At 74.9% G+C, this 23,131-nt stretch carries 17 protein-coding genes and 1 pseudogene; 10 read left to right on the top strand and 8 right to left on the bottom strand.

The genetic code is table 11. The features are described 5' to 3' along the window. Positions 1-18: 18 nt before the first annotated feature. From ABZ135_RS19990 to ABZ135_RS19960, 7 genes and pseudogenes are all read left to right on the top strand, one after another. Positions 19-4,593 (top strand): aminotransferase class I/II-fold pyridoxal phosphate-dependent enzyme, encoded by a 4,575-nt coding sequence (locus ABZ135_RS19990; RefSeq protein WP_356697521.1) that lies wholly within the window; start codon positions 19-21, stop codon positions 4,591-4,593. Next, the gene (locus ABZ135_RS19985) at positions 4,593-5,348 is read left to right on the top strand and encodes a class I SAM-dependent methyltransferase (RefSeq protein WP_356697519.1); all 756 of its coding nucleotides are present in this window, start codon (positions 4,593-4,595) and stop codon (positions 5,346-5,348) included. Before ABZ135_RS19990 ends, ABZ135_RS19985 begins: the two co-directional genes overlap by 1 nt. Before the next feature lie 188 nt (positions 5,349-5,536). After that, positions 5,537-7,392, top strand: a pseudogene (locus ABZ135_RS19980) (glycoside hydrolase family 15 protein). Positions 7,393-7,560: 168 nt separating this feature from the next. Further along, entirely contained in the window at positions 7,561-8,625 is a 1,065-nt protein-coding gene (locus ABZ135_RS19975; RefSeq protein WP_356697517.1) for a phosphoesterase, read from the top strand. A 51-nt stretch (positions 8,626-8,676) separates the two neighbouring features. After that, positions 8,677-10,902, top strand: a complete 2,226-nt coding sequence (locus ABZ135_RS19970; protein ID WP_356697515.1) for an NADP-dependent isocitrate dehydrogenase — start codon at positions 8,677-8,679, stop codon at positions 10,900-10,902. A 110-nt stretch (positions 10,903-11,012) separates the two neighbouring features. Continuing rightward, entirely contained in the window at positions 11,013-11,303 is a 291-nt protein-coding gene (locus ABZ135_RS19965; protein ID WP_356697513.1) for a hypothetical protein, read from the top strand. Between the two features lie 120 nt (positions 11,304-11,423). Next, positions 11,424-13,052 (top strand): sigma-70 family RNA polymerase sigma factor, encoded by a 1,629-nt coding sequence (locus ABZ135_RS19960; RefSeq protein WP_356697511.1) that lies wholly within the window; start codon positions 11,424-11,426, stop codon positions 13,050-13,052. Between the two features lie 38 nt (positions 13,053-13,090). Here ABZ135_RS19960 and ABZ135_RS19955 read toward each other — a convergent pair whose 3' ends face one another. From ABZ135_RS19955 to ABZ135_RS19940, 4 genes are all read right to left on the bottom strand, one after another. Next, positions 13,091-13,735, bottom strand: a complete 645-nt coding sequence (locus ABZ135_RS19955; protein WP_356697509.1) for a CAP domain-containing protein — start codon at positions 13,733-13,735, stop codon at positions 13,091-13,093. A 284-nt stretch (positions 13,736-14,019) separates the two neighbouring features. Further along, on the bottom strand, positions 14,020-15,318 hold the full coding sequence (locus ABZ135_RS19950) for an acyl-CoA dehydrogenase family protein (protein WP_356697507.1): 1,299 nt from the start codon (positions 15,316-15,318) through the stop codon (positions 14,020-14,022). A 126-nt stretch (positions 15,319-15,444) separates the two neighbouring features. Continuing rightward, the gene (locus ABZ135_RS19945) at positions 15,445-15,903 is read right to left on the bottom strand and encodes an Rrf2 family transcriptional regulator (RefSeq protein WP_356697505.1); all 459 of its coding nucleotides are present in this window, start codon (positions 15,901-15,903) and stop codon (positions 15,445-15,447) included. Between the two features lie 72 nt (positions 15,904-15,975). Then, positions 15,976-17,013, bottom strand: coding sequence for an NAD-dependent epimerase/dehydratase family protein (locus ABZ135_RS19940; protein WP_356697503.1), 1,038 nt, complete (start codon positions 17,011-17,013; stop codon positions 15,976-15,978). Between the two features lie 144 nt (positions 17,014-17,157). Between ABZ135_RS19940 and ABZ135_RS19935 the strand changes: the two genes are divergently transcribed. Beyond that, on the top strand, positions 17,158-17,415 hold the full coding sequence (locus ABZ135_RS19935; protein ID WP_356697501.1) for a DUF5133 domain-containing protein: 258 nt from the start codon (positions 17,158-17,160) through the stop codon (positions 17,413-17,415). An 82-nt stretch (positions 17,416-17,497) separates the two neighbouring features. Further along, positions 17,498-17,860, top strand: a complete 363-nt coding sequence (locus tag ABZ135_RS19930) for a DUF3040 domain-containing protein (RefSeq protein WP_356697499.1) — start codon at positions 17,498-17,500, stop codon at positions 17,858-17,860. Here ABZ135_RS19930 and ABZ135_RS19925 read toward each other — a convergent pair. After that, positions 17,853-18,530 (bottom strand): DUF6058 family natural product biosynthesis protein, encoded by a 678-nt coding sequence (locus ABZ135_RS19925; protein ID WP_356697497.1) that lies wholly within the window; start codon positions 18,528-18,530, stop codon positions 17,853-17,855. The genes ABZ135_RS19930 and ABZ135_RS19925 overlap by 8 nt on opposite strands. A gap of 131 nt (positions 18,531-18,661) precedes the next feature. Continuing rightward, the gene (locus ABZ135_RS19920; RefSeq protein ID WP_356697495.1) at positions 18,662-20,026 is read right to left on the bottom strand and encodes a serine hydrolase; all 1,365 of its coding nucleotides are present in this window, start codon (positions 20,024-20,026) and stop codon (positions 18,662-18,664) included. Positions 20,027-20,240: 214 nt separating this feature from the next. Here ABZ135_RS19920 and ABZ135_RS19915 point away from each other — a divergent pair, with 214 nt between their 5' ends. Further along, positions 20,241-22,226, top strand: a complete 1,986-nt coding sequence (locus ABZ135_RS19915; RefSeq protein WP_356697596.1) for an NAD-binding protein — start codon at positions 20,241-20,243, stop codon at positions 22,224-22,226. A gap of 48 nt (positions 22,227-22,274) precedes the next feature. Here the strand turns inward: ABZ135_RS19915 and ABZ135_RS19910 are convergent, their stop codons facing one another. Continuing rightward, a complete protein-coding gene (locus tag ABZ135_RS19910; protein WP_356697493.1) occupies positions 22,275-22,520 on the bottom strand; it encodes a hypothetical protein in 246 nt (81 codons plus the stop codon). A gap of 94 nt (positions 22,521-22,614) precedes the next feature. Continuing rightward, positions 22,615-23,130, bottom strand: coding sequence for an NUDIX domain-containing protein (locus tag ABZ135_RS19905; protein WP_356697491.1), 516 nt, complete (start codon positions 23,128-23,130; stop codon positions 22,615-22,617). Position 23,131 lies beyond the last annotated feature (1 nt).

Below are 23,131 nucleotides of genomic sequence, written 5' to 3'. Positions count from 1 at the left end.
GGCAAGGGGGCGGTGGATGTGCCGCTGCGACAGCTCTCCTGGCCATTGCGCCGATGGACCCTCCTCTACCTGCTGTTCGTGGCCACCGTCACCGTCGCCTATCTGCTGGTGCCGTCCCGGCACACCGTCCTCTGGGCGCTGATCGGTCTCAGCGGCGTCGCCGTCATCCTCACCGGCGTGCATCTCCACCGCCCCGCCCGCCGCTGGCCGTGGCTGGTGCTCGCGGCCGCCAACTTCACCTTCGTCATCGGCGACACCACGTACAACGCGCTGGAGACCTTCTTCCACCAGCACCGGCCCTTCCCCTCCGTGGCCGACGCCCTGTACCTCGCCACGTATCCGCTCTTCGCCGCCGGCCTGTTCGGCTTCATCCGGCACCGTGCCGTCGGGCGGAACCTGGCCGTGGCGCTCGACGCGCTGATCCTCACCTGCGGCCTCGCCCTGCTCTCCTGGGTGTACCTGATCACCCCGCTCGCCACGTCCCCCGGCATGACCTGGGTCGAGCGCACCATCTCCATCGCCTATCCGCTCGGCGACGTGCTGATGCTGGCGATGCTGGCCCGCCTGCTCGTCCCCGGCGGCCTGCGCTCCCGTGCCGTCCAGCTCCTCACCCTGGGCACCTGCGGCATCCTCTTCTCGGACGTCGTCTACGGCGTGAGGCAACTCGACGGCACCTGGCAGGTCGGCACTCCCTGGGACCTCGGCTGGGTGGTCTTCTTCACCGCCTGGGGCCTCGCCGCCCTGCACCCCTCGATGACCGGGCTCACCGAGCTCACGACCGAACCGGTGTCCGGGAGCGCCGAACGGCGGCTCTTCCTGCTTGCCCTCGCCTCCCTCATCGCCCCCGCCCTGCTGCTCTTCCAGTCGCTGCGGCAGGAACCCGGCCGGGACATCGGCGTCATCTCGATCTTCTCCGCCCTGATGTTCCTGCTGGTCCTGGTCCGCCTGTGGGGCATGATGGCCGAGCACCGCGGGGCGGAGGCCCGCGAGCGCAGTCTGCGGGTGGCCGCCGCGTCCCTGGTGGCGGCGCTGAGCCCGCGCGAGGTCGCCGCCGCCGTCGAGACCGCCGCCGCCACCCTCTTCGGTCCCGGTCCCGGTCCCGGTCCCGGCGCCTCGCGCCACACGATGCTGCTCGTCTGCGACCGCCACGGCCGGCTGTCGGCCGTGGCCACGGGACTCCGGCCCCGGCGCGCCCAGGTCACCGAGCTCACCGGGCCCCGCGGCACCCCCTGGCCGGAACTCCTCTCCGGGGGCAGCCGGCTGCTGCCCGTCGCCGCACTCGACCCGGCCCTCGCCACCGCCGTGCGCCCCGCTACGCACGTCCTGGTCTGCCCGCTCGCCCTCCAGGCCCCGGCCGCCGGCGAGCCGCTGCTCGGCGCGCTGCTCCTCGCCGGGACGGAGAAGAAGCTCTCCGAGATCGCGGACCCCGCCCAGTCCCTCGCCTCCCAGGCCGCGCTCGCCCTGGAACGCTTCGGGCTGAGCGAGGAGGTCAACCGCCGTACGAGCGAGGCGTACTTCCGCACCCTGGTGCACAACACCTCGGACGTCATCCTCATCGTGGACGACGACGACACCGTCCGCTACGCCAGCCCGTCCGCGGAGAAGCAGTTCGGGCGCTCGCTGCTGCCCGGCACCCCGCTCGGCGAACTCCTCGCCCCGGGTCACGAGGTGAGCGCGCTGCGGCTCCTCGCCGACGCCCGCTCCCGTGGCCGCACGGAGGCGAGGGACGACTGGAGACTGAGGCACGGCGGCGCCGCCGACCTGGAGGTCGAGGTCCGGTGCAGCAATCTGCGCGACGAGCGGACCGTGCACGGGCTCGTCCTGACCCTCCGGGACGTCACCGAACAGCGCAAACTGGAGCGCGAGCTCACCCACCGCGCCTTCCACGACTCGCTCACCGGACTGCCCAACCGGGTGCTGCTCCTGGAACGGATCGAACGCGCCCTCCTCCGCGGCCGCCGCGAATCCACCCTGACCTGCATGCTCTTCGTCGACCTCGACGACTTCAAGGTCGTCAACGACACCATGGGCCACTCGGTCGGCGACGAACTCCTCGTCGCCGTCGCCCGCCGGCTGACCTCCGTGCTCCGCCTCACCGACACCGCCGCCCGGCTCGGCGGCGACGAGTTCGCCGTGCTCATCGAGGGCGCCCGGGAACCCGGCGACGCCGAGGCCCTCGCCGCCGAGATCATCCACACCCTCGGCCAGCCCTTCCACCTCACCGACGGCGCCGTCTCCGTCTCGACCAGCGTCGGCATCGCCACCGTCCTCGACAGCGCCCATGCCGAGGAGCTGCTCGGCCACGCCGACCTCGCCCTGTACGCCGCCAAAGCCGCCGGCAAGAAGCGGTGGCGGCGCTTCCGGCCCGAGCTGCACTCGCGGCTCGTCGCCCGCCACGAGCTCCAGGCCGGCATGGACACCGCCATCGCCGACCACGCCTTCGCCCTGCGCTACCAGCCCATCGTCCGGGTCGACGACGCCGCCCTGGCCGGCTTCGAGGCCCTGATCCGATGGCCGCACGCCCGCCGTGGCATGGTCCCGCCCGAGCAGTTCATCAGCCTCGCCGAGGAGAGCGGCCACATCATGCCGCTCGGTGCCTGGGTGCTCGAACACGCGGCCGGTGACATCGCGCGCTGGCAGCGCTCCCATCCCCGTACGCCCCCGCTGTACGCCAACGTCAACGTCTCCGCGCGGCAGTTCCGCGACCCCGGGCTGCCCGACGTGGTCCGGCAGACCCTGAGCTCCTCCGGGCTCGCCCCCGACTCCCTCTGCCTGGAGATGACCGAGTCCGTCCTCATGCGCCGCGACGAGCAGGTGGGCACCACCATGCGGACCCTGAAGGACCTCGGGGTCTCCATCGCCATCGACGACTTCGGCACCGGTTTCTCCTCGCTCAGCTATCTGCGCGAGTTCCCCATCGACGTGCTCAAGGTCGACAAGTCGTTCATCGACGACATCACCACCGACGGGCAGCAGGTCGCCCTCGTCGAGGGCATCGTGCGCATCGCCGAGGTGCTCGGCCTCCGGGTCGTCGCCGAGGGCATCGAGAACGAGGAACAGCGCGCCCTGCTCGCCGACATGGGCTGCCACTACGGACAGGGCTACCTCTTCGCCCGGCCCATGACCGCGCGTCAGGCGGAGACCTTCCTGCACCGAACCCCCGCCCGCTCCGCCCGCGGCACCGGAAGCACCCCGTCCGCCCGCTCCGCCCGCGGTGCCGGAACCGCCCCGACCGCGCGCGGCGCCCGAACCGCCCGGTCCGACCGGTCCGACCGGTCCGACCGGGGCGCAAAGGCCCCCCGTACGGCCGCCCCGGCACCCGGCACGGGCCCCCTCGACGTCCGCTGGCGCGACCTGGAACGGCTCAGGAGGAACAGCGCCATGTGCGATGCCGTCATCGACGAGGTCGACGGCCGCAGGCTCCGCGTCGGTGACCACTGGCTGATCGACTTCGCCTCCTGCAACTACCTCGGCTTCGCCCTCGACCCCGAGATCATGGCGGCCATCGAACCCATGGTGCGCACCTGGGGCACCCACCCGAGCTGGTCCCGGCTCATCGGCAGCCCCCGCCTCTACCCCCGGATCGAGGAGCGCCTCACCGACCTCCTCGGCGCCCCCGACACCCTGCTGCTGCCGACCATCACCCTCATCCACCAGTCGGTCGTCCCGCTGCTCGCCGCCGACGGCGAGGTCTACATCGAGGCGCAGGCCCACCGCACCCTGTACGACGGCTGTCTCGTCGCCCGCGGCCGGGGCGCCCGGCTGCACCGCTTCCGGGCCGACCAGCCGTGGGAGCTGGACACCCTGCTCCGCGAGGCGCCCCTCGGCGCCGGCCGGCTCGTCTGCATGGACGGCGTCAACAGCATGACGGGCGACTACCCGGACCTGCCCGCCCTCGCCCGCGTCTGCCGCGACCACGACGCCCTGCTGTACGTCGACGACGCCCACGGCTTCGGCGTCATCGGCGAACGCCACCCCGAGGAGACCAGCCCGTACGGGGCACGCGGCAACGGCATCGTCCGCCACCTCGGCGAGGACTACGACAACCTCGTGCTGGTCGGCGGCTTCTCCAAGGCGTACTCCTCGCTGCTCGCCTTCCTCGCCCTGCCGAGCCGCCTCAAGGACCACCTCAAGGTGGCCGCGGCGCCCTACCTCTACTCCGGCCCCTCGCCGACCGCCTCCCTCGCCACCGCCCTCGCCGGACTCGACGTCAACGAGGCGCGCGGCGACGCCGTCCGGGCCGAGCTCCACCGCAGGACCGCCCGCGTCCTCGACCACGTCCGCGGCCTGGGCATCGCCACGCCCAACACCCACGGCCTGCCGATCATCGAGATCCCGCTCGGGGACGCCGCCGACCTGGAGGCCGTCGCCGCCTTCCTGTGGGACCGGGGCATCTACGTGACCCTGGCCGGCTACCCCCTCGTCCCGCGCAACCGGGTGGGCTTCCGGATCCAGATCACCGCCGCCAACACCGACGAGGAGACGGACACGCTCAACGACGCCCTCACCGACCTCGCCGCCCGCTTCGCGCTCCAGCGCCGCACCCCACGGCGCTCGGGCGCGACCACGGCGGGGCGGCGCCGGGAGGCGTGATGGCCGCGACCCGGCGGACCACCGTGCGGCGCAACCGCGACGCGGACTGGGACGCCTGGCCCGTCGGCCCGTACCTGGCCGAGAACTACCGGTGGATGCACCCCTGCGACCGGGGCGTGATCCACCACCACTCCCGCTTCTACCGGCGGTTCGCCCCCGGCGGTCTGACCCGCACCCTCGAACTGGGCGCGGGCCCCAACCTCTATCCGCTGATGCTGGCCGCGGGCGCCGCCCGCCGCATCGACGCCCTGGAGCCGAGCGCCGCCAACCTCGCCTATCTGCGGCGGCAGTTGACGTACGGCCCGGACGAGAGCTGGGAGCCGTTCTACGCGCTGTGCCGCACCCTCGACCCCGCGCTCCCGGCGACCCTGCCGGAAGCCCTCGGCCGCGTGCGCGTGATACGCGGCGACGCCGGCGACCTGGTCGACGGCCGCTACGACACCGCGTCCATGAACTTCGTGGCCGAGAGCGTCACCGAGGACTTCGGCGAGTTCGCCGCCCTGTGCACGGCGTTCGTACGCTCCGTGCGGCCCGGCGGCCGGCTCGTGGCCTCCTTCATGGAGCGGATGCCGAGCTATCGCATCGGGGCCGGCCCGCTCTGGCCCGCCTGCCCCGTCGACGCGTCCGCGCTGCGCGCCGTGTTCGCCCACCAGACGGTCTCCCTGCGCCTGACCCACCTCGCCAAGGACCCCACCCTGCCCGAGTACGGCGACACCGGCGTCCTGCTCCTGACCGCCGAACGCCCCGCCCCCTGAACCGCGTCACCCGCCTTCGTCACCCGCCTTCGTCACCCGCCTTCGTCCCGCCCCGGCCTTCGTCGCCCCTTCCTGCGTCACCCCAGACCCCCAGACCCACCGGCCCCCACCGGACCCCCGGCGGAGGCCCGGCCCGGCAGTTCCCCGCCACCCTGCGGCGGGTCCCCCCACGGCATTAGAATCCGGACATGGCAGGGCGAATCGAGGACTACGCCCTCATCGGTGACCTGGAGACGGCGGCCCTCGTCGGCCGCACCGGGTCGGTCGACTGGTGGTGTGTGCCGAGATTCGACTCACCGGCCTGTTTCGCCTCCCTCCTCGGCGTCGGCGACCACGGCCACTGGACCCTCGCCCCCGTCGGCGACCGGCCCTGCAACCGGCGGGGCTACCGCGGCGACACCCTCGTCCTGGAGACGGTCTGGGAGACCGTCGACGGCACCGTGAAGGTCACCGACTTCATGCCGCCGCGCCGGCACGGCCCGCGGATCGTCCGCGTCGTCGACGGGATCGCCGGCCGTGTCGACATGCGGAGCGAGCTCACCGTCCGCTTCGACCACGGCCGTGTCGTGCCGCTGACCCACGCCTCGGACCGGCGCACGGTGGACTCCCTCGCCGGGCCCGACGCCACCCGGCTGCACTGCGGACCCGGCGCCGGTGACCCCACCGTCACCCGCGAGCGCACCACCTTCGCCTTCCCCGTCACCGCCGGCCGGCGCGTCACCCTCGTCCTCGGCTGGCACCCCTCGCACCTCCCGCCGCCCCCGCCGCCCGACGTGCCCGCCGACCTCGACCGCACCCTCGCCTTCTGGACCGACTGGGCGGCCGGCCTCCGCTACGAGGGGCCCGCCCGCGACGCCGTCCTGCGCTCCCTCGTCACCCTCAAGGCCCTCACCTACGAGCCGACCGGCGGGGTCGTCGCCGCCGCCACCGCCTCCCTGCCCGAATGCATCGGCGGCCGCCGCAACTGGGACTACCGCTTCTGCTGGCTGCGCGACTCCACCTTCACGCTCTCCTCCCTGCTGCGCAGCGGCTACCGCCGGGAGGCCCTGGCCTGGAAGGACTGGCTGGTCCGCGCCGCCGCCGGCGACCCGGCCGACCTGCAGCCGCTGTACGGGGTCGCCGGACAGCGCCGGGTGCCGGAGACCCACGCGGCTGGCTGCCCGGCTACGAGAACTCGCGTCCCGGCAGGTTCGGCAACGCCGCCGTGGGCCAGTTCCAGCTCGACATCTACGGCGAGGTCCTGAACACCATCTACTCCGCCGTCCGGGCCGGCGTCCCCCTCGACGCGCAGGTGTGGAGCCTGATGGCCGCGCTCCTCGACTACGTCGGCCGCCGCTGGCGGGAACCCGACGAGGGCATCTGGGAGGTGCGCGGCCCCCGGCGCCAGTTCGTCCACTCCAAGGTGATGGCCTGGGTCGCCGCCGACCGCGCCCTGCGGCTCGCCCGCGTCGCCGGACTGCGCGGCTCGGTCCGCCGCTGGCAGGCGCTGCGCACCGCACTGCACGACGAGGTCTGCAGGCGGGGCTGGAGCGAGGAGCGGCAGTCCTTCACGCAGTACTACGGCAGCCGCCGCGTCGACGCCACCGCCCTGCTGATCCCGCGCCTCGGCTTCCTGCCGCCGCACGACCCGCGCGTCCTCGGCACCGTCCGCGCCATGGCCGGACTCCAGGACCACGGCTTCGTGCGCCGCTACGACGAGGTCGCCGACGGCGAGGTGCACGAGGTCGACGGCCTCGACGGCGCCGAGGGGGTCTTTCTGGCCTGCACGTTCTGGTACGCCGACGCCCTGGCCCAGACCGGCCGCCCGGCCGAGGCCCGTACCGTCTTCGAACGGGTCCTGGACGTCCGCAACGACGTCGGACTGCTGGCCGAGGAATGGGACCCGGCGACGGGCCGCCAGCTCGGCAACATGCCCCAGGCGCTCAGCCACGTCGCCCTGATCAACACCGCCTTCACCCTGGACGGCACCCGCCGCCGGGCCCGCACCTCGGAGGCCCGCGCGGCCGTCGCCCACCCCGGGAACGGGGCACCGCGAGCCGCCTAGCCGTCCGCGTACGGCCCCGCCGGGTCCCCCGCGAGGCCCGGGGGCCGGAGGGCCCCGAGCGGACCGGGCGGGCGGCCGGAGCGACGTACGGAACCCTCGCGCCGCCGCCCCGCGTCGTTCGGGTGCCTCCAGCGCGCGGCCGGGTCGGGGCCGGGGTCGAATCGAGGCATGGCACCCTTCGACAGGCCCCGCACCGGCGGCTCCTCGCGGAGCGTCGCAGCCGGTGACACATGGTGGTACGCCGCCGTCGCCGCGGAGGCCCCGGGATCCTTCAGCGCCCGGGTCCGCATACGGATGCGGCGGGCGAGTCTCGCCGCCGTCCTCCTGTTCACCGTCGCCTACGCCGGGCTCGTGCTCACCGCCACGGGCCGGCGCTGGGGCGACGCCGCCGTCGCCGGACGGCTCGCCGATCCGCCCGTCGCCCGCGTCCTGCGCGAGCACCCCACCCTCCAGGGCATCGGCACCGTGTCCCTGGCCGTCGCGGTGCTGCTGCTCGCCGCCGTCGGCGTCCTGCGCCGGCGGTACGCCCGCACCGGCGCCGCCCTCGGCACCCTGGCCGCCACCGTGGCCCTCGCGGAACTCCTCCAGCGGTACGCCCCCGGCCCGCGCCTGGTCGACGCCTCCGGCACCGTCGTGGGCACCGGCTTCCCCAGCAGCCCCTCCGTGGTCGCCGCGGGCACCGCGCTCGGCCTCGTCCTCGTCGTCCCGCACCGGCTGCGCAGCGCCGCCGTAGGCCTCGGCGCCCTGTGGGCCGCCGCCCTCGGCGCGTACGGCATCGCCTCCGGACGCCACCGCCCCGGCGACGTCATCGCCGCCGACCTGCTCGCGCTCGCCGCCTTCGCCGCGCTCATCGCCCTGCTCGCCCGCAAGGGCAAGGTCCACCCCGCCTCCCGGCGCGCCCTGCCCTCGCAGCGGTTCCTCGTCACCGTCCCGCTCGCCGCCCTCGCGCTCGCCGGGCTCGCCGCCGGCGGCTACCTCCTCGGCGACTGCCTGCCCGGCACCGGCCCGCTCCCGGTCGAGCTGCCGCGCACCGCCCACCGCTGCGCTCAGGCCCTCGCCGCCGGCACCGGCGCCGGCGTCGCCCTCCTGCTGCTCGCCCTGCTCCGCCGCGTCGACCTCGACCCGAACCGGGTCCCGTACCGCCTGACGAGCCGGAGCACCGAGGACGCGTCGCCCGAGGACCCGTTTCCCGAGGACCCCTTTCCCGATGAGCGCGATCACGAGATATCTTGATGTCGAGCAATCTTGCAGACGCAGACGCAGACGTGGAGCGGAGCACACCCGGTGACTGACTCGACCATCATCTACACGCACACTGACGAGGCGCCCGCCCTGGCGACGTACTCGTTCCTGCCCGTGATCCAGGCGTACGCCTCGACCGCCGGGATCAACGTCGAGACGCGTGACATCTCCCTGGCCGGGCGCATCATCGCCAGCTTCCCCGAGCGTCTCGAGGAGGGCCAGCGCATCGCCGACGCCCTCGCCGAGCTGGGCGAGCTGGCCAAGACGCCCGAGGCCAACATCATCAAGCTGCCGAACATCTCGGCCTCCATCCCGCAGCTCAAGGCCGCGATCGCCGAGCTCCAGGCCCAGGGCTACGCCCTCCCGGACTACCCGGACGACCCGCGGACCGACGAGGAGAAGGACGTCCGCGCCCGCTACGACAAGGTCAAGGGCTCCGCCGTCAACCCGGTCCTGCGCGAGGGCAACTCCGACCGCCGCGCCCCCGGCTCGGTCAAGAACTACGCCAAGGCCCACCCGCACCGCATGGGCGCCTGGACCCCCGAGTCCAAGACCAACGTCGCCACCATGGGCCAGAACGACTTCCGCTCCACCGAGAAGTCCACGGTCATCGCCGAGGACGGCTCCCTGCGCATCGAGCACGTCGCCGCCGACGGCACCACCACCGTGCTCCGCGAGTCCGTCCCGGTCCTCGCGGGCGAGGTCGTCGACGCCTCCGTGATGCGCGTCGCCGCCCTGCGCACCTTCCTCTCCGAGCAGGTCGCCCGCGCCAAGGCCGAGGGCGTGCTGTTCTCCGTGCACCTCAAGGCCACGATGATGAAGGTCTCCGACCCGATCGTCTTCGGCCACGTCGTGCGCGCCTTCTTCCCGCAGACCTTCGCCAAGTACGGCGAGGTGCTGGCCGGCGCCGGCCTGTCCCCGAACGACGGCCTCGGCGCCGTCCTCAAGGGCCTGGAGTCCCTCCCGCACGGCCTCGGCGAGGAGATCAAGGCATCCTTCGACGCCGAGCTGGCCGAGGGCCCGGCCCTCGCCATGGTCGACTCCGACAAGGGCATCACCAACCTGCACGTGCCGTCCGACGTCATCGTCGACGCCTCGATGCCGGCCATGATCCGCACCTCCGGCCACATGTGGGGCCCGGACGGCCAGGAGGCCGACACCCTCGCCGTCCTCCCGGACAGCTCCTACTCCGGCGTGTACCAGGCCGTCATCGACGACTGCCGCGCCCACGGCGCCTTCGACCCGTCGACCATGGGCTCCGTCCCGAACGTCGGCCTCATGGCGCAGAAGGCCGAGGAGTACGGCTCCCACGACAAGACCTTCGAGATCGCCGCGGCCGGCACCGTCCGCCTCGTCGACGCCGCCGGCGAGGTCGTCCTGGAGCAGGAGGTCGCCGAGGGCGACATCTTCCGCGCCTGCCAGACCAAGGACCTCCCGATCCAGGACTGGGTCAAGCTCGCCGTCACCCGCGCCCGCGCCACCGGCGCCCCGGCCGTCTTCTGGCTGGACGAGACCCGCGCCCACGACGCCCGGCTGATCGCCAAGGTCAAGGAGTACCTGCCGCAGCACGACACCGAGGGCCTGGAGATCAAGATCCTGTCCCCGGTCGAGGCGACCAAGTTCTCCCTGGAGCGCATCCGCCGCGGCGAGGACACCATCTCGGTCACCGGAAACGTCCTGCGCGACTACCTGACCGACCTCTTCCCGATCCTGGAGCTGGGCACCAGCGCCAAGATGCTCTCCGTCGTCCCGCTGATGGCGGGTGGCGGCCTCTTCGAGACCGGCGCCGGCGGCTCCGCCCCGAAGCACGTCCAGCAGCTCGTCAAGGAGAACTACCTCCGCTGGGACAGCCTCGGCGAGTTCTTCGCCCTGGCCGCCTCCTTCGAGCACCTGGCCACCACCACCGGCAACGCCCGCGCCCAGGTCCTCGCGGACACGCTGGACCGCGCCACCGGCACCTTCCTCAACGAGGACAAGTCGCCGACCCGTCGCCTCGGCGGCATCGACAACCGCGGCAGCCACTTCTACCTGGCCCTGTACTGGGCCCAGGAGCTGGCGAAGCAGACCGACGACGCGGAGCTGGCCAAGGCGTTCGCCCCGCTCGCCGAGAAGCTGACCGCCGACGAGCAGAAGATCGTCGACGAGCTGATCGCCGTCCAGGGCTCCCCGGCCGAGATCGGCGGCTACTACCAGCCCGACCCGGCCAAGGCCGCGGCCGTGATGCGCCCGTCCGCCACGTTCAACGAGGCCATCGCGTCCCTCGCCTGAGGCGACACGGGCCCCCTCCCGGGGGCCCGGAACCGCCCCGGCCGGACACCCGTCCGGCCGGGGCGGCCCTGTCGGTGGCGTATCCGCCGTCCGGGTGTGAGTCTGGATGGATGAGCTGGGCATCATGGACGACCGCCGGTGTGTACACCGGGCGTGGCGGGGTGCTGACCCAAGAGGCCGGTGTCGTCACGGGCGATATGACCGTGCACACCACCTACGCCGACGGCGAGGCACGCGTGGCCGTGCAGTACAGCGGCGCTTCCGACTGGTTCACCATGTCGGGCAGTCCGGTTCCCTGCGGATCGGAGGAGGAGAGCCGCGACCTGCACGACGCCGTCGTCGAGGCCGTGCGCGCGGGGGGCGGGGCCACCGTGCCGAGCCTGCCGCACCTCCCCGGATAGTCCGGGGCGGGCACGGAACGCACGAAGGCGCCGACGAAAAAGTGTTGTCCCGGACGCTCCCACGGGTCTCCTCGACGAACAGGACAGGTCAGAGGACAGGACCCGAGGAGAGCAGGGACCATGCACGACGAGCAGCGCACCGCCGCCCTGGTGGAGGCGGCACGGGCCGGTGACGCACGTGCCGGGGACGATCTCGTACGCGCCTGTCTCCCGCTCGTCTACAACATCGTCGGCCGGGCCCTCGACGGCCACGCCGACGTGGACGACGTCGTCCAGGAGACGATGGTCCGCGCCCTCGACGGCCTCACCGGACTGCGCGACCCGGCCCGCTTCCGCTCCTGGCTCGTCGCCATCGCCATGAACCGGATACGCCACCGCTGGCGGGAACGGCAGCAGGCACCGCAGCCCGGCCTGGACCGGGCCGCCGCGCTCGCCGACCCGGCCGGCGACTTCACCGACCTCACCATCCTGCGGCTCGGGCTCACCGGGCAGCGGCGCGAGGTGGCCGAGGCCACCAGGTGGCTCGACGAGGACGACCGGGAGCTGCTCTCCCTGTGGTGGCTGGAGGCGGCCGGCGAACTCACCCGCGCCGAACTCGCCACCGCCCTCGACCTGCCGCCCCGGCACGCCGCCGTCCGCGTCCAGCGCATGAAGGCCCGCCTGGAGACCGGCCGTGCCCTGGTGCGCGCCCTCGCCGCCCCGACGCCCTGCCCCGGCCTCGCCGAGACCACCGCCGCCTGGGACGGCCGTCCCTCGCCGCTCTGGCGCAAGCGCCTCGCCCGCCATCTCGACGCCTGCCCCCGCTGCGCCGCCGGCCGGGCCGGGCTGGCCCCCGCCGAGGGCCTTCTCGTGGGTCTCGCCCTGGTGCCCCCGCTGCTGGCCGGGGCCGGTCACGGCACCGGGGGAGCGGATCCGGCGACGGAGACGGCCGCATGGGTGGCCGAACCGGGGCCGAGCGTCGAACCGGGCTCCGGGGCGGGCGCCGGGGGAGTGGAACCGGCGACGGAGACGGCCGCATGCGTGGCCGAACCGGGGGCGGGCGTCGAACCGGGCTCCGGGGTCAGGGCCGGGGCTGGGGGCGAGGCGCCGGCGGTCGGCGGCCCGCCCGCAGGATCGGGCGGCGACCCGGCCGCCGGCACCGCGTCCGCGCCGGCCGGTGGGCTGCGCGCGTGGGGAGCCGGGGCGGTGGCCGTCGGCGTGCTCGGCGCGGCGGTGCTGCTGGCGCCGGGCGCACCGGTCGAGCGGGCGCAGATGCGTCAGCGGGTGGTCGCCGCGCCCACCACCCCGGCGCCGTCCACCACCACGCCGACGGCCTCGCCGACACCCTCGCCCCGGCCCAGCCGGACCCGGACGCCGGAGCCGCCGTCCCCCGAGGAGCGGCTCAACCGGCTGGTCAACCGCCACCGCGCGGCGGCCGGCTGCGGCCCACTGCGCTCGGACCCCGAGCTCGTCGCGGTCGCCCGCGCCTACGGCCGGGACATGGTGGCGCGGGACCACTACGGCCACCACGGCCCCGACGGCTCGGACCCGGGCACCCGGATGACGGCGGGCGGCTACTCCTGGAGCGCCTGGGCGGAGAACCTCGCCCGCGGGCAGAGCGGCCCCGAGTCCGTCGTCGCCGACTGGATGGCCGACCCTCCGCACCGCGCCAACCTGCTGAACTGCCGCTTCCGGGACACCGGCGTCGCCGCCGTCCCCGGCCCCGACGGCACGATCTGGGTGCAGGAACTGGCGGCACCGCTCGGCTGAAGCCGGACGCCCCCGCCCCGCGTCCCCGGCCGGGCCCCTCAGCGGGCCGTCGCGAAGTCCTGTACCCACCAGGGGCCGTTGCCGGAGAGGTTGACTCCCACGCCGACGTCCTTGAACGCGCAGTTCAGAATGTTCTTCCGGTGGGCCTCGCTGTCCATCCACTCCGCGACCGTCTCCGCGGGCGAGAGCGTGCCGCGGTGGATGTTCTCGCCCCAGGACGACCAGGAGTAGCCGGCGGCGGTGATGCGGTCGCCCGCGTTCCGGCCGTTCTGGCTGTCGTGGGCGTAGTAGCCGCGGGCCGCCATGTCGTCGGCGTGGTCCTGGGCCGCCTCCGTGAGCCTCGGGTCGGAGCGCAGCGGATCGCATCCGGCCCTGCTCCGCTCGGCGTTGGCGAGCGTGACCACCTCGGAGACGTAGTGCGCGGCGGACCCGGCGGCCCGTGGTACCTCCGAACGGGTGCCGGCGCCCGCCGGAGTGCCCGACGTCACCACGTACACCGCGGTCGTGACCGTCACCGCCGCCGCCACCGTGCCGGCCACGGTCAGCGCCGTGCGGAACGACGGCCTCCGGCGGCCGCCACCGCCGTGACCGGCCCGCTCCCGGGCTCCGTCCCCGGCTCCTTCGTGGGCTCGCTCCCCGGGCCGTTCGGGGGGCCGCGCCGCGTCGAACGCCTCGTGTTCCATGGGGCTCCTCTCTCTCGCCGGTCGCCTTGCCGTCCGGCGCGGCGAGATGACTATCCGGCGCCGGAGAGCTCGACACTCCTCGTCAATCCTGGGCGTCAACCTCGTGTGGCACCACCGCGACCGGGCGCCCCGCGGCGCACCCGCCGCCCCACCGCGAGGGGCTGCCCGCCGCCCGAGGCGGACAGCGGCGAACCCGTCGGCCTCGTCGGCGAGCCGCAGGAGGCCGGGCCGTACGCCCCTCCCGTTCCAGCCTGGGCCGGTCGGGCCGGTTGGGCCGGTCGGGGTCAGGCCGGCAGCGTGAGTCCCGCGTGCGTCCCGTTGAGGTAGTGGTCGCCGATGTCGCGCAGCCGGTGGTCCGGCGGCACCGGCGCGGTGAGCGTGCGGGCGTTGCGCCAGAAGCGGTCGAAGCCCGGGCCGCCGCCGTGCGGGTCGGATTCCGTCGCCGGGTCCACGAGTTCCAGGATCCTGGTGGTGATGTCCAGGGCCGCCCGGTGGGCGACCGTCTCGGCCGCCGCGACCAGGACGGCGATGTCGGTCCGTTCCTCGACGCCGAGGGCGCCGCCGGCGAGCAGTCCGTGCGCCAGGGCGTCCGTGGCACGCTCCACCACGGCGGCGGCGGTGTGCGCGGAGGTGGCCAGCTCGCCGTAGGCCAGCAGGAGGAACGGGTCGCCCCCGCGGGCGGCGTGGCCGGCCCGGCTGACGTCACGGGCCTCCGCGAGCGCCCCCTCGGCGATGCCGAGCGCCACTTGGACGAGCAGCAGCCGCAGGGCGAGGGGCGCCAGGGTCGGGTACGGGGCGACGGCGTGCTCGTCGTGGGGCAGGGTGCCGAGCACGTCACCGGCCGCGATCGGGACCCGGTCGAAGGTGACGGTGCCCGCACCCGCCAGGCGCTGGCCCACCCGTTCGGCGGCCGGCTCCGTGAAGACGGCCGGGTGCGCCGGGTCCACGAGGACGAGCGGCAGGTCCCCCGTCTGCGTACAGCGGGCCGCGACGACCAGCCGGTCGGCGACCGTGACGCCGGAGGCGAAGGCACGCCGGCCGTGGAGGACGTAGGCGCCCCCGCCGGCCGGTGTGAGCACCGGTCCGGTGGAGGCGGGGGTGCCGGCCGGCCCGGTGCCGCCGCCGGGGCCGTTCTCCGGGGACGGCGGTTCGGCTGAACCGGCGAGCAGCCACCGCTCCCGCGCCGCACGGGCGCCGAGGTCGAGCGGCCCGGCGGCGGGGCCGAGGAACCGTGTGGTCCAGGCCAGCGCGCAGTGGTGGGCGAGGAGTTCGCCGATCGAGCCGTCGGCCGCGGATATCTCCCGGACCACCCCGCAGGCGGTGCGCCAGTCGGCACCGGCCCCGCCGGGGCCGGGAGCGGTGAGCAGGGCGGGCAGGCCGGCCTCCTTGAGCCGGTCGACCTCGTCGAACGGGACCTTGCCGGCCCGGTCCCTGACCAGGGCGTCCACGGCGAGGTCGTCGGCGAGCTCCCGGGTGACGCGGGGCCAGATCCCGTCCTCGGCCGTGCGCTCGGTCGCGCGGTCGGCCGCAGGGCCGGCCGGGACGGAGGTGGGGCGCTTGGCTGACTTCTTCGGCGTACTCACGTCACCTCACATGATCCCTAGTATCCCCATTGGAATACTAGGGATCCTGACAGAGGGGTGCCCGGGCCCCAAGAGGCATCCACATGGCGGACATTGACTGCTCGACAGGTGGGACGCGATGCGCCGTCAGGGGTTGGTCCATGCCTCCGGGTCCTCGGCGAGCGCCACGATCTCCCGCGGCAGCCGCGCCGTGGCCACCTCGGCCAGCGAGACGCCGTCGAGCACATGGCGCACGTTCGCCCGCAGCGCCACCCACAGGGTGAGCAGCGACTCGGCCGGACCGGTGTACGACAGCTCCGGCGGCCGCACGCCCCGGACCGACACCAACGGCCCCTCCACGCAGCGGATCACGTCCGCCACCGAGATCTCCTCGGCCGGCCGCGCCAGCCAGTAGCCGCCGTTGCCGCCGCGCTGGCTCTGGACCAGGCCGCCCTTGCGCATGTCGCCGAGGATGCCCTCCAGGAACTTGTGCGAGATGCCCTGGCCGTCGGCGATGGCCTCGGCCTTCACCGGCCCCGACTCCCGGGCCGCGGCGAGCTGGAGGGCGGCCCGCACCGCGTAGTCGGCCCTGGCTGAAATGCGCATACGCGCATTATGCCCACGCGCTCCGCCCGCGCCCCCGACGAGGGGCACCACCGGTTCCGCACGCGGCGGGGGTCAGCCGAACCGGCGGCCGCCCAGCGGCTCCGTCGCGTCCCCGCCACCCGCCCGGACGCCGCGCAGGAACGCCTCCAGGGCCTCCACCGAGGACCTGGACGGCGCCCAGTCCAGCTCCTCGCGCGCCCGGTCCGTGGACATCAGCGGCAGGCGCAGCACCGCGTCGAAGAGATCCGGCGACGCGGGCGCCACCCGCATCCGCCAGGCCGCCGACAGCACCCCGCGGACCGCCGCCGTCGGCACCCTCACCGGCCGCGCGCCGAGCAGCCCGGCGAGCGTCGCCACGTCGACCACCGGCTCCGCCGCGAGGTTGAACGCCCCGCGCACATCCCGCAGCAGCGCCGCCCGGTACGCCTCCACCGCGTCGTCCGTGTGCAGGGCCTGGAAGCGCAGCCCCGACAGCTCCGGTACGAGCGGAATCAACTCCGGCCGGATGAGCTGGCCGGGCAGCCAGCGGCCCGCGAAGATCCGCCGCTGCTCGCTCGCCGACTCCTCCTTGAACATGAAGCCCGGCCGCATCCGCACCACCCGGGTCTGCGGGTGGTCGCGCTCGAACGTGTCGAGCAGCCGCTCCACGTACGCCTTCTCCCGGGTGTACGCGGCGCCCGGCCAGCCGTGCGTCGGCCAGGACTCCGACACCGGCGCGCCGTTGCCCGGTCCGGGGGAGTAGGCGCCGACCGAGGAGCCGTACAGGAGGACCGGCACGTGCGCCGCCGCGACCGCCTCGAAGACCCGTACGGAACCGAGCACATTGCTGCGCCAGGTCGTCGCCGGATCGTGCGTCGGCTGGAAGCGCCACGCCAGATGGACGACCGCGTCCGCGTCCGCCACGTACTGGGCGAGCCGCGCCTCGTCGCCGTCGAGCGAGAGGTCCACCTCCGCCCATTCGGTCTTCTCCAGGGTCAGTCCGGGCCTGCGGCGGGCCAGGCCGAGCACGGACGCGACCCGGGGCTCCCGCACCAGGGCGCGGACCAGGCTCGTCCCGACGTTTCCCGTGGCACCGGTGACGACGACACGCATCCGCTCACTGGGGTTCATGTCTCGACCATCCGCCATCGCGGCGGCCCTCGCACGCGGAAAGAGCCGACCCGGTCACGGAGCGTAGCGCTGTGGGTCGCGCTTGTGAGCATGTGCACCCACGATGGTGGGACCGGGGGGCCAGGTCACGATCAGGAGGAACGGATGCTGCTCCCCGACCGCAACACGATCGACCGCCTGCTGCGGAGCTACCGCGCCCAGGAACGGCTGGTCCTGACCAGGCCGCACGACCTGGCGGCCCGCAGGCGGTTCGAGGACACCGCGTACACGCTGTGCGTCCTCATGGGGGAGCGGACGGCCCGCGAGGCCGTCCTCGCCGCGGAGCGCTATACGGCCGGACCGGCCGGGGCGCGGGTTCAGGTGTGCGGTTCGACGCGCGCCGGCGGGGTACCCGCCGAATAGGTCACGGACGACATGCCGCGGGCCGGGGCCGGGAGCGGTCGCCGGCCCGACGGCCGCGAGCCGAGGGCGGGAGGTGCCGGCGATGGACGGACCACGGCTCTCGCCGCGCGAGCGGCGGATTCTCGCCGAGATCGAACACGCGCTGGGTGAGGACCACTCCCTCGCCCGCACCCTGGGCCCCGGCCCGCCGCCGCGCCCCGGGACCGGACGGCTCGCCGGTCCGGCCGCCGCGGTCGCCACGGCCGTCCTCGGCCTCGTGACCGCGGTGCTCTTCGTGGCCGCCGTGGCCACCGGATCCCTCACCCTCCTCTGGTCCTTCGCGGCCGCCTGGACGGCGGCCGCGATCTGCGGACTCGGTCTGCTGCTGCGCCGGTGCGAGAGCCGTGCGGCGCGCGTCGCACGAGCCCCGCGGGAAGAGCCCGACCAGGGGGACCACCTCACCTGAGGCTCCCGCCTCCGGGCGCGGGACGCGCGGCGGGCTCCGGCCGGGGGAAGCGGGCCCGCACGGCGTCGACGCAGACGTCCCGGGAGGTCGGACCGCCGAACCGCAGCCGGTCGTAGGGCGCGAAGGCGGGCAGCAGCGCGTCCAGTTCGTCGACCAGGGCGTGCACGGCGGCCGACCACAGGGGAGACTCCGGACGCGGGGACCGCACCGCCCCGGTGATCGCGGCGGTCAGCTCGGCCTTGCGCCGGATCGTCGCCGGGGTGACCCGGTGCAGACACACGTACTGGCCGCTGAGGTACGCCTCCCACTCCTCGGCGCCCCGCGCCGGGTCCGTCCAGTGGGCCGTGAACCAGTCGCGCAGCCGCTCCGGCCCGCCCGCCCGCGCCGCCAGGTCGAAGAGGTCCTGCGGGACCATCTCCGCGCCGTCCGAGCGCAGATACCCGGGCAGCGGCAGCAGACCGTCCAGCATCCGCCGCCGTGTCTCCGCGAGGTCCCGCCCCCGCGCGGCGCACAGCCGGTCCAGTGGCGTGAACTGCGCGCTGACATAGGCGTCGTCGGCGGCGGTCATCGGATGGTCGCCGTTGACCTCCCGGAACCGCCGGGCGACCTCCGCCGCGTACGCCTCCGTGCCCCTGGCGGCACTCCCCGCAGAACCCGTGACCGACCTCATGACCGTCCCTTCCGGTGCCGCCCGGGGCCCTCCCGGCCGGCGGTCCCGGCAGGTTAGGCGCCGGACCCTACGGCGGCCGCCGAACCGTGCCGGACCGGGTGGCGCGGGGAGACCGCCGGCCGCCGGGCCGGTCAGTTCCCGCGCGCGCCGAACCGCCGCCACAGCCACAGCGAGAGCGCCGCACCGAGCGCCGCGCCCACCAGGGCGAGCGGCAGGCCGGCCGCGGTGCCGGAGGGCACGGCGTCGTCCGGCGTGTCGCGGACCGGCGTCCGGGCCGCGTCGCCCGCCGCACCGGCACCGGGAGCGGTCCCGGCAGCGGCACCGGAACGGGCACCGGCAGCGGCACCGGCACCCGCACCGTCCGAGGCGGCGGCTCCCGTGGCCGAGTCCGCCTTCCGGGCGGCCTGCGCCCCCGCCCCCGCCTCCGGACCGGCCTGCGCCCGGGCCCGTACCTGGGACCGCGCCTCGACCCGGGTCTCGGCCGGTGCCGTGTCCCGGGGCTTCCTCCGGTCCTTCCGGGGTTCGAGCGAGCCCACCGGCTGCACCCGGCCCGACGCGTCGAAGCCCCAGTCGAGGAGCGCCCGGGCCTCCTCGTACACCGCGAAGCCACCGCCCCCCTGCGGGTTCATCACCGACACCACGAGGGTCCGGGCGCCGCGCCGGGCCGCCGCGATCAGGGTGTTGCCGGCGCCGCTGGTGTAGCCGTTCTTGACGCCGATCAGGCCGGGATAGCGCGCCACGCCGTCCGCGCCCGTCAGCAGCCGGTTGGTGTTGGCGATGCCGTACGACCACGAGCCGGCCGGGAAGTCGGCGTAGGGGGTCGAGCAGTAGCGGGTGAATCGCGGGTCGCGCACCCCGGCCCGCCCGAAGACCGCCAGGTCGTACGCGGAGGAGACCTGGCCCGGCGCGTCGTAGCCGTCGGGGGAGACCACCCGTGTGTCGCGGGCGCCCAGGGAGCGTGCCTTGTCCTGCATCTGGCGGGCCGTCGCCTCCCAGCCGCCGTTCATCGCCGCGAGCACCCGTACCGCGTCGTTCCCCGAGCTGAGGAAGACCCCGTTCCACAGGTCCGACACCTTGTAGGTGTAGCCCTCCTTCAGCCCCACCAGACTGCTGCCCGCGCCGATGCCGGTCAGCTCGTCGTCGGTGACGGTGTGCCGTTCGCCCGGGTCGTGGCGGGGCAGCGCAGTCAGCGCGAACAGCGTCTTCAGGGTGCTGGCGGGCGGCAGCGGTTTGTGGGCGTTGCGGGCGGCGAGGACCTCTCCCGTGGACACGTCGGCCACCACCCAGGACAGGGCCGAGACGGAGGGCAGCGCCGGAGCGCCGCGCAGCGGCTGCACCTGGGTGCCCGAGCGGTCGAGCCGGGCCGGATCGACGAAGTGCCGGGCGGGCGGGGTCGGCTCGGCCACGGCGGCGGCCGAGGCCGTGGGGACCGGCAGGGCGAGCAGCAGCGCCGCGGCACCGGCGGCGGCGTGGCGGACGGCAGGCGTGACGATCATTCAGCCACCGTAGGAACGCCGTCACGGCGGCGCAGATCGAAGTGCGCCGACCGGCGTAGCGGCCGCGCCGAACGGCGCACGCGCCGGACCTCCCCGCCCGGGCCGGGGACCCGGCGGCGGTGTCAGTGGGACAGGGCATCCTGGTGACGTGTCCTCACTCCCGTACCAGAGCAGGTCCGTTGCCCCCACCGGCCCTCCGTCCCCGGCCGCGCACATGATCGTCTGCGGTGACGACGTCCTCGCCCACCGCCTCGCCGCCGAGCTCCACGAGATGTACGGGGAGCGCGTCACCCTGCTCGTTCCCTCGCCCGGCGACACGCCCGACCGGCCCGTCGCCCGCACCGGACGGGCCATGGCGCTCTTCGGCCGGGTCACCGCCGCCGTCACCCGCACCACCGGCGCCGGAGGCCCGGTGGGCTCCGGCGCGGGCGGCGGGGGCGACGGCCGGGGGGCTGGCCAGAGCCGGACGGTCCGGGTCGTCGAGACCGCCGAGATCGACGACGCCGTCCTGCTCGACGCGGGGGTCGAGCAGGCCGCCGCGCTCGCCCTCGTGTACGACGACGACGAGCGCAACATCCGCGCCGCGCTCACCGCCCGCCGCCTCAACCCGCGCCTGCGCCTGGTCATCCGGCTCTACAACCGCAGACTCGGCCAGCACCTGGCCACCCTCCTCGACCAGGCCGCCGCCGTCGCCGAGCCCGGTCTCGACCCGGACAAGCTGGACGCCGCTACCACGGTGTTCTCCGACGCCGACACCGCCGCGCCCTCCCTCGCGGCCACCGCCGTGGCCGGCACCAGGAAGGTGATCCAGGCCGGCGGGCTGCTGCTGCACGCCGTGGACCGCACCCCGCCCGCCCGGGGCCGGATCGCCGACCCCGGCCTGTGCACGCTCGCGCTGCTCTCGGCGACCGCCAGCGACCCGGCGGGCTGCGAGGGCTCCGAGGGCAGCGGCGACCAGAGCCCGCGGCTGCTCCCCGGCGACGCCGAGGTCGCCGCCGCCACCGGACGCGGCATCGTCGCCCTGGAGACCGTCAGTTACGAGGCAACCGCCCGCACCCCCGGCTGGCTCGGCGCCTCCGCGCTGCCGGTCGGCTCCCTGTTCTCCCGGCGACTCCGCTGGTCCCTCGCCGGAGTCGTCGCCGCGGTCGTCGCCCTCGCGCTGGCCTCCACCCTGACCACCGGCGACCACCCGCTGCACGCCGCCTATCTGATCCTGCTCGACGTCTTCGCCATCGGCGAGCCCGCGCACGGCGAGCCGACCAGCCGCCAGCTTCTCCAGATCCTGGCCGGATTCGTCGGGCTCCTGCTGCTGCCCGTGGTGATCGCCGCGCTCCTGGAGGCCCTCGGCACCTTCCGCAGCGCCACCACGCTGCGGCGGCCGCCGCGCGGACTCTCCGGCCACGTGGTGCTCCTCGGCCTCGGCAAGGTCGGCACCCGCGTCCTCGCCCGGTTGCGGCAGATGAACATCCCCGTCGTCTGCGTCGAGGCCGACCCGGAGGCCCGCGGGCTCGCCCTGGCCCGCCGGCTGCGCGTGCCGACCGTCATCGGGGACGTCACCGAGGAGGGCGTCCTGGAGGCCGCCCGCATCCACCGCGCCCGCGCCCTGCTCGCCCTCACCAGCGTCGACATCACCAACCTGGAGGCCGCGCTGCACGCGCGCTCGATCAGCCCCGGGCTGCGGGTCGCGCTGCGCCTGTACGACGACGACTTCGCCACCGCCGTCTACCGCACCCTGCGGGCCGTCCACCCGGGCGCCCTCACCCGCAGCCGCAGCGTCTCGCACCTGTCCGCGCCCGCCTTCGCCGGGGCGATGATGGGCCGCCAGGTGCTGGGCGCGCTCCCCGTCGAGCGCCGGGTGCTCCTGTTCGCGGCGCTCGACGTCGCCGACCATCCGCTCCTGGAGGGGCGCACGGTCGCCGAGGCGTTCCGGCCCGGTGCCTGGCGGATCATCGCCCGCGGCGACGCGGGCGTGCCCCCGGACCGCTGCGGCTACCGGCCCGCCTGGGAGCTGCCGACGGGGCACGTGCTGGGACCCGGCGACCGCGTGGTGGTCGCCGCCACCCGCCGCGGTCTCGCCGAACTGCACGGCCGCCGGCCCCGGCAGCCCGGCGCCCCCACGACGGGCGACCCGACGGGTGACCCGACGGGTGACGCGGCGGGCGCCAGGACGGGCGAGACGGCGGGGGAGACGGTGAGGTGACGGCGGAGGGCCACGTGCCGCCCCGGCGGCGGGCGGAGCCGCCCCGGGTCAGATGTGCCTGCCCCGCTCCGCGGCGGGGGAGGCCCGCAGCGACGCCACGAGGCGCAACAGATGCGCCTCGTTCCCCGCGAGTCCGGCCGCCCTCAGGGCCGCGTCGGCCTCCGCCATCGGATGCGTCAGCATCGCCGCCGCGTACGGCTCGAGCCGCGGGTCGGAGAGAACGGCCTGGGTGGATTCCATCAGGCGCAGATACGCCTGGGCCGCGGCGCGCTCGAGGCCGGTGGTCGTCGTCATGTCGGTCTCCCTCTCCACGATGTGAGCTCGGCTCACCCCACCCTCTCGCACGGGTCTGACAATGGGCCTGAACCGGCCCCACCACGGGACCTTTTCAGCCCCCCGGCGCCGGCGCCCCCGGCGCTCCCGCCGACCCCGCCGCACCGTCAAGGCGTTCGGCGAGCCGCTCCAGGAACACCCGTTGCCCCGCCACCAGGAGCGGGAGGGCCTCCGGGAGCGCGAACCAGCCGACCCGGTCGATCTCCGGGAACTCCCGCAGCACACCCGACCCCCGCGGCCACTCCATGGTGAACGTCCCCGGCACGACCAGCTCCGGGTCCAGATCCGCCTCCACTGCCCAGACGGTGACGAACTTCCCGTTGCGCTGACGTGCCTCCCCGAGCGCCCACCACTCGCCTTCCGGCAGCGGCAGCCCCAACTCCTCCTCGAACTCCCGCCGCGCCGCGACCTCGGGCGCCTCCTCCGGCTCGTACTCGCCCTTGGGGATCGACCACGCGGCCTCGGACCGCGAGGACCAGAAGGGGCCACCCATGTGACCGATGAGCACCTCCGGGAGGCCGTCCGGCGTCCGGCGGAAGAGAAGGAGACCAGCACTGCGCTTCTCGGACATG

Origin of the sequence: Streptomyces sp. NPDC006339, from assembly GCF_040612775.1 — a bacterium.
Taxonomy (GTDB): domain Bacteria; phylum Actinomycetota; class Actinomycetes; order Streptomycetales; family Streptomycetaceae; genus Streptomyces.
Note: the sequence above shows the minus strand (reverse complement) of the source record. Positions and strands in the feature narration are given on the sequence as shown.

Bases quoted from the DNA above. Each gene is read 5' to 3' on its own strand.
- ABZ135_RS19920 (WP_356697495.1), bottom strand. From the start codon at position 20,026: ATGATCGTCACGCCTGCCGTCCGCCACGCCGCCGCCGGTGCCGCGGCG.
- ABZ135_RS19930 (WP_356697499.1), top strand. From the start codon at position 17,498: ATGGACGGACCACGGCTCTCGCCGCGCGAGCGGCGGATTCTCGCCGAG.
- ABZ135_RS19925 (WP_356697497.1), bottom strand. From the start codon at position 18,530: ATGAGGTCGGTCACGGGTTCTGCGGGGAGTGCCGCCAGGGGCACGGAG.
- ABZ135_RS19940 (WP_356697503.1), bottom strand. From the start codon at position 17,013: ATGAACCCCAGTGAGCGGATGCGTGTCGTCGTCACCGGTGCCACGGGA.
- ABZ135_RS19905 (WP_356697491.1), bottom strand. From the start codon at position 23,130: ATGTCCGAGAAGCGCAGTGCTGGTCTCCTTCTCTTCCGCCGGACGCCG.
- ABZ135_RS19985 (WP_356697519.1), top strand. From the start codon at position 4,593: ATGGCCGCGACCCGGCGGACCACCGTGCGGCGCAACCGCGACGCGGAC.
- ABZ135_RS19975 (WP_356697517.1), top strand. From the start codon at position 7,561: ATGGCACCCTTCGACAGGCCCCGCACCGGCGGCTCCTCGCGGAGCGTC.
- ABZ135_RS19960 (WP_356697511.1), top strand. From the start codon at position 11,424: ATGCACGACGAGCAGCGCACCGCCGCCCTGGTGGAGGCGGCACGGGCC.
- ABZ135_RS19910 (WP_356697493.1), bottom strand. From the start codon at position 22,520: ATGACGACGACCACCGGCCTCGAGCGCGCCGCGGCCCAGGCGTATCTG.
- ABZ135_RS19965 (WP_356697513.1), top strand. From the start codon at position 11,013: ATGAGCTGGGCATCATGGACGACCGCCGGTGTGTACACCGGGCGTGGC.
- ABZ135_RS19955 (WP_356697509.1), bottom strand. From the start codon at position 13,735: ATGGAACACGAGGCGTTCGACGCGGCGCGGCCCCCCGAACGGCCCGGG.
- ABZ135_RS19915 (WP_356697596.1), top strand. From the start codon at position 20,241: ATGATCGTCTGCGGTGACGACGTCCTCGCCCACCGCCTCGCCGCCGAG.
- ABZ135_RS19945 (WP_356697505.1), bottom strand. From the start codon at position 15,903: ATGCGCATTTCAGCCAGGGCCGACTACGCGGTGCGGGCCGCCCTCCAG.
- ABZ135_RS19935 (WP_356697501.1), top strand. From the start codon at position 17,158: ATGCTGCTCCCCGACCGCAACACGATCGACCGCCTGCTGCGGAGCTAC.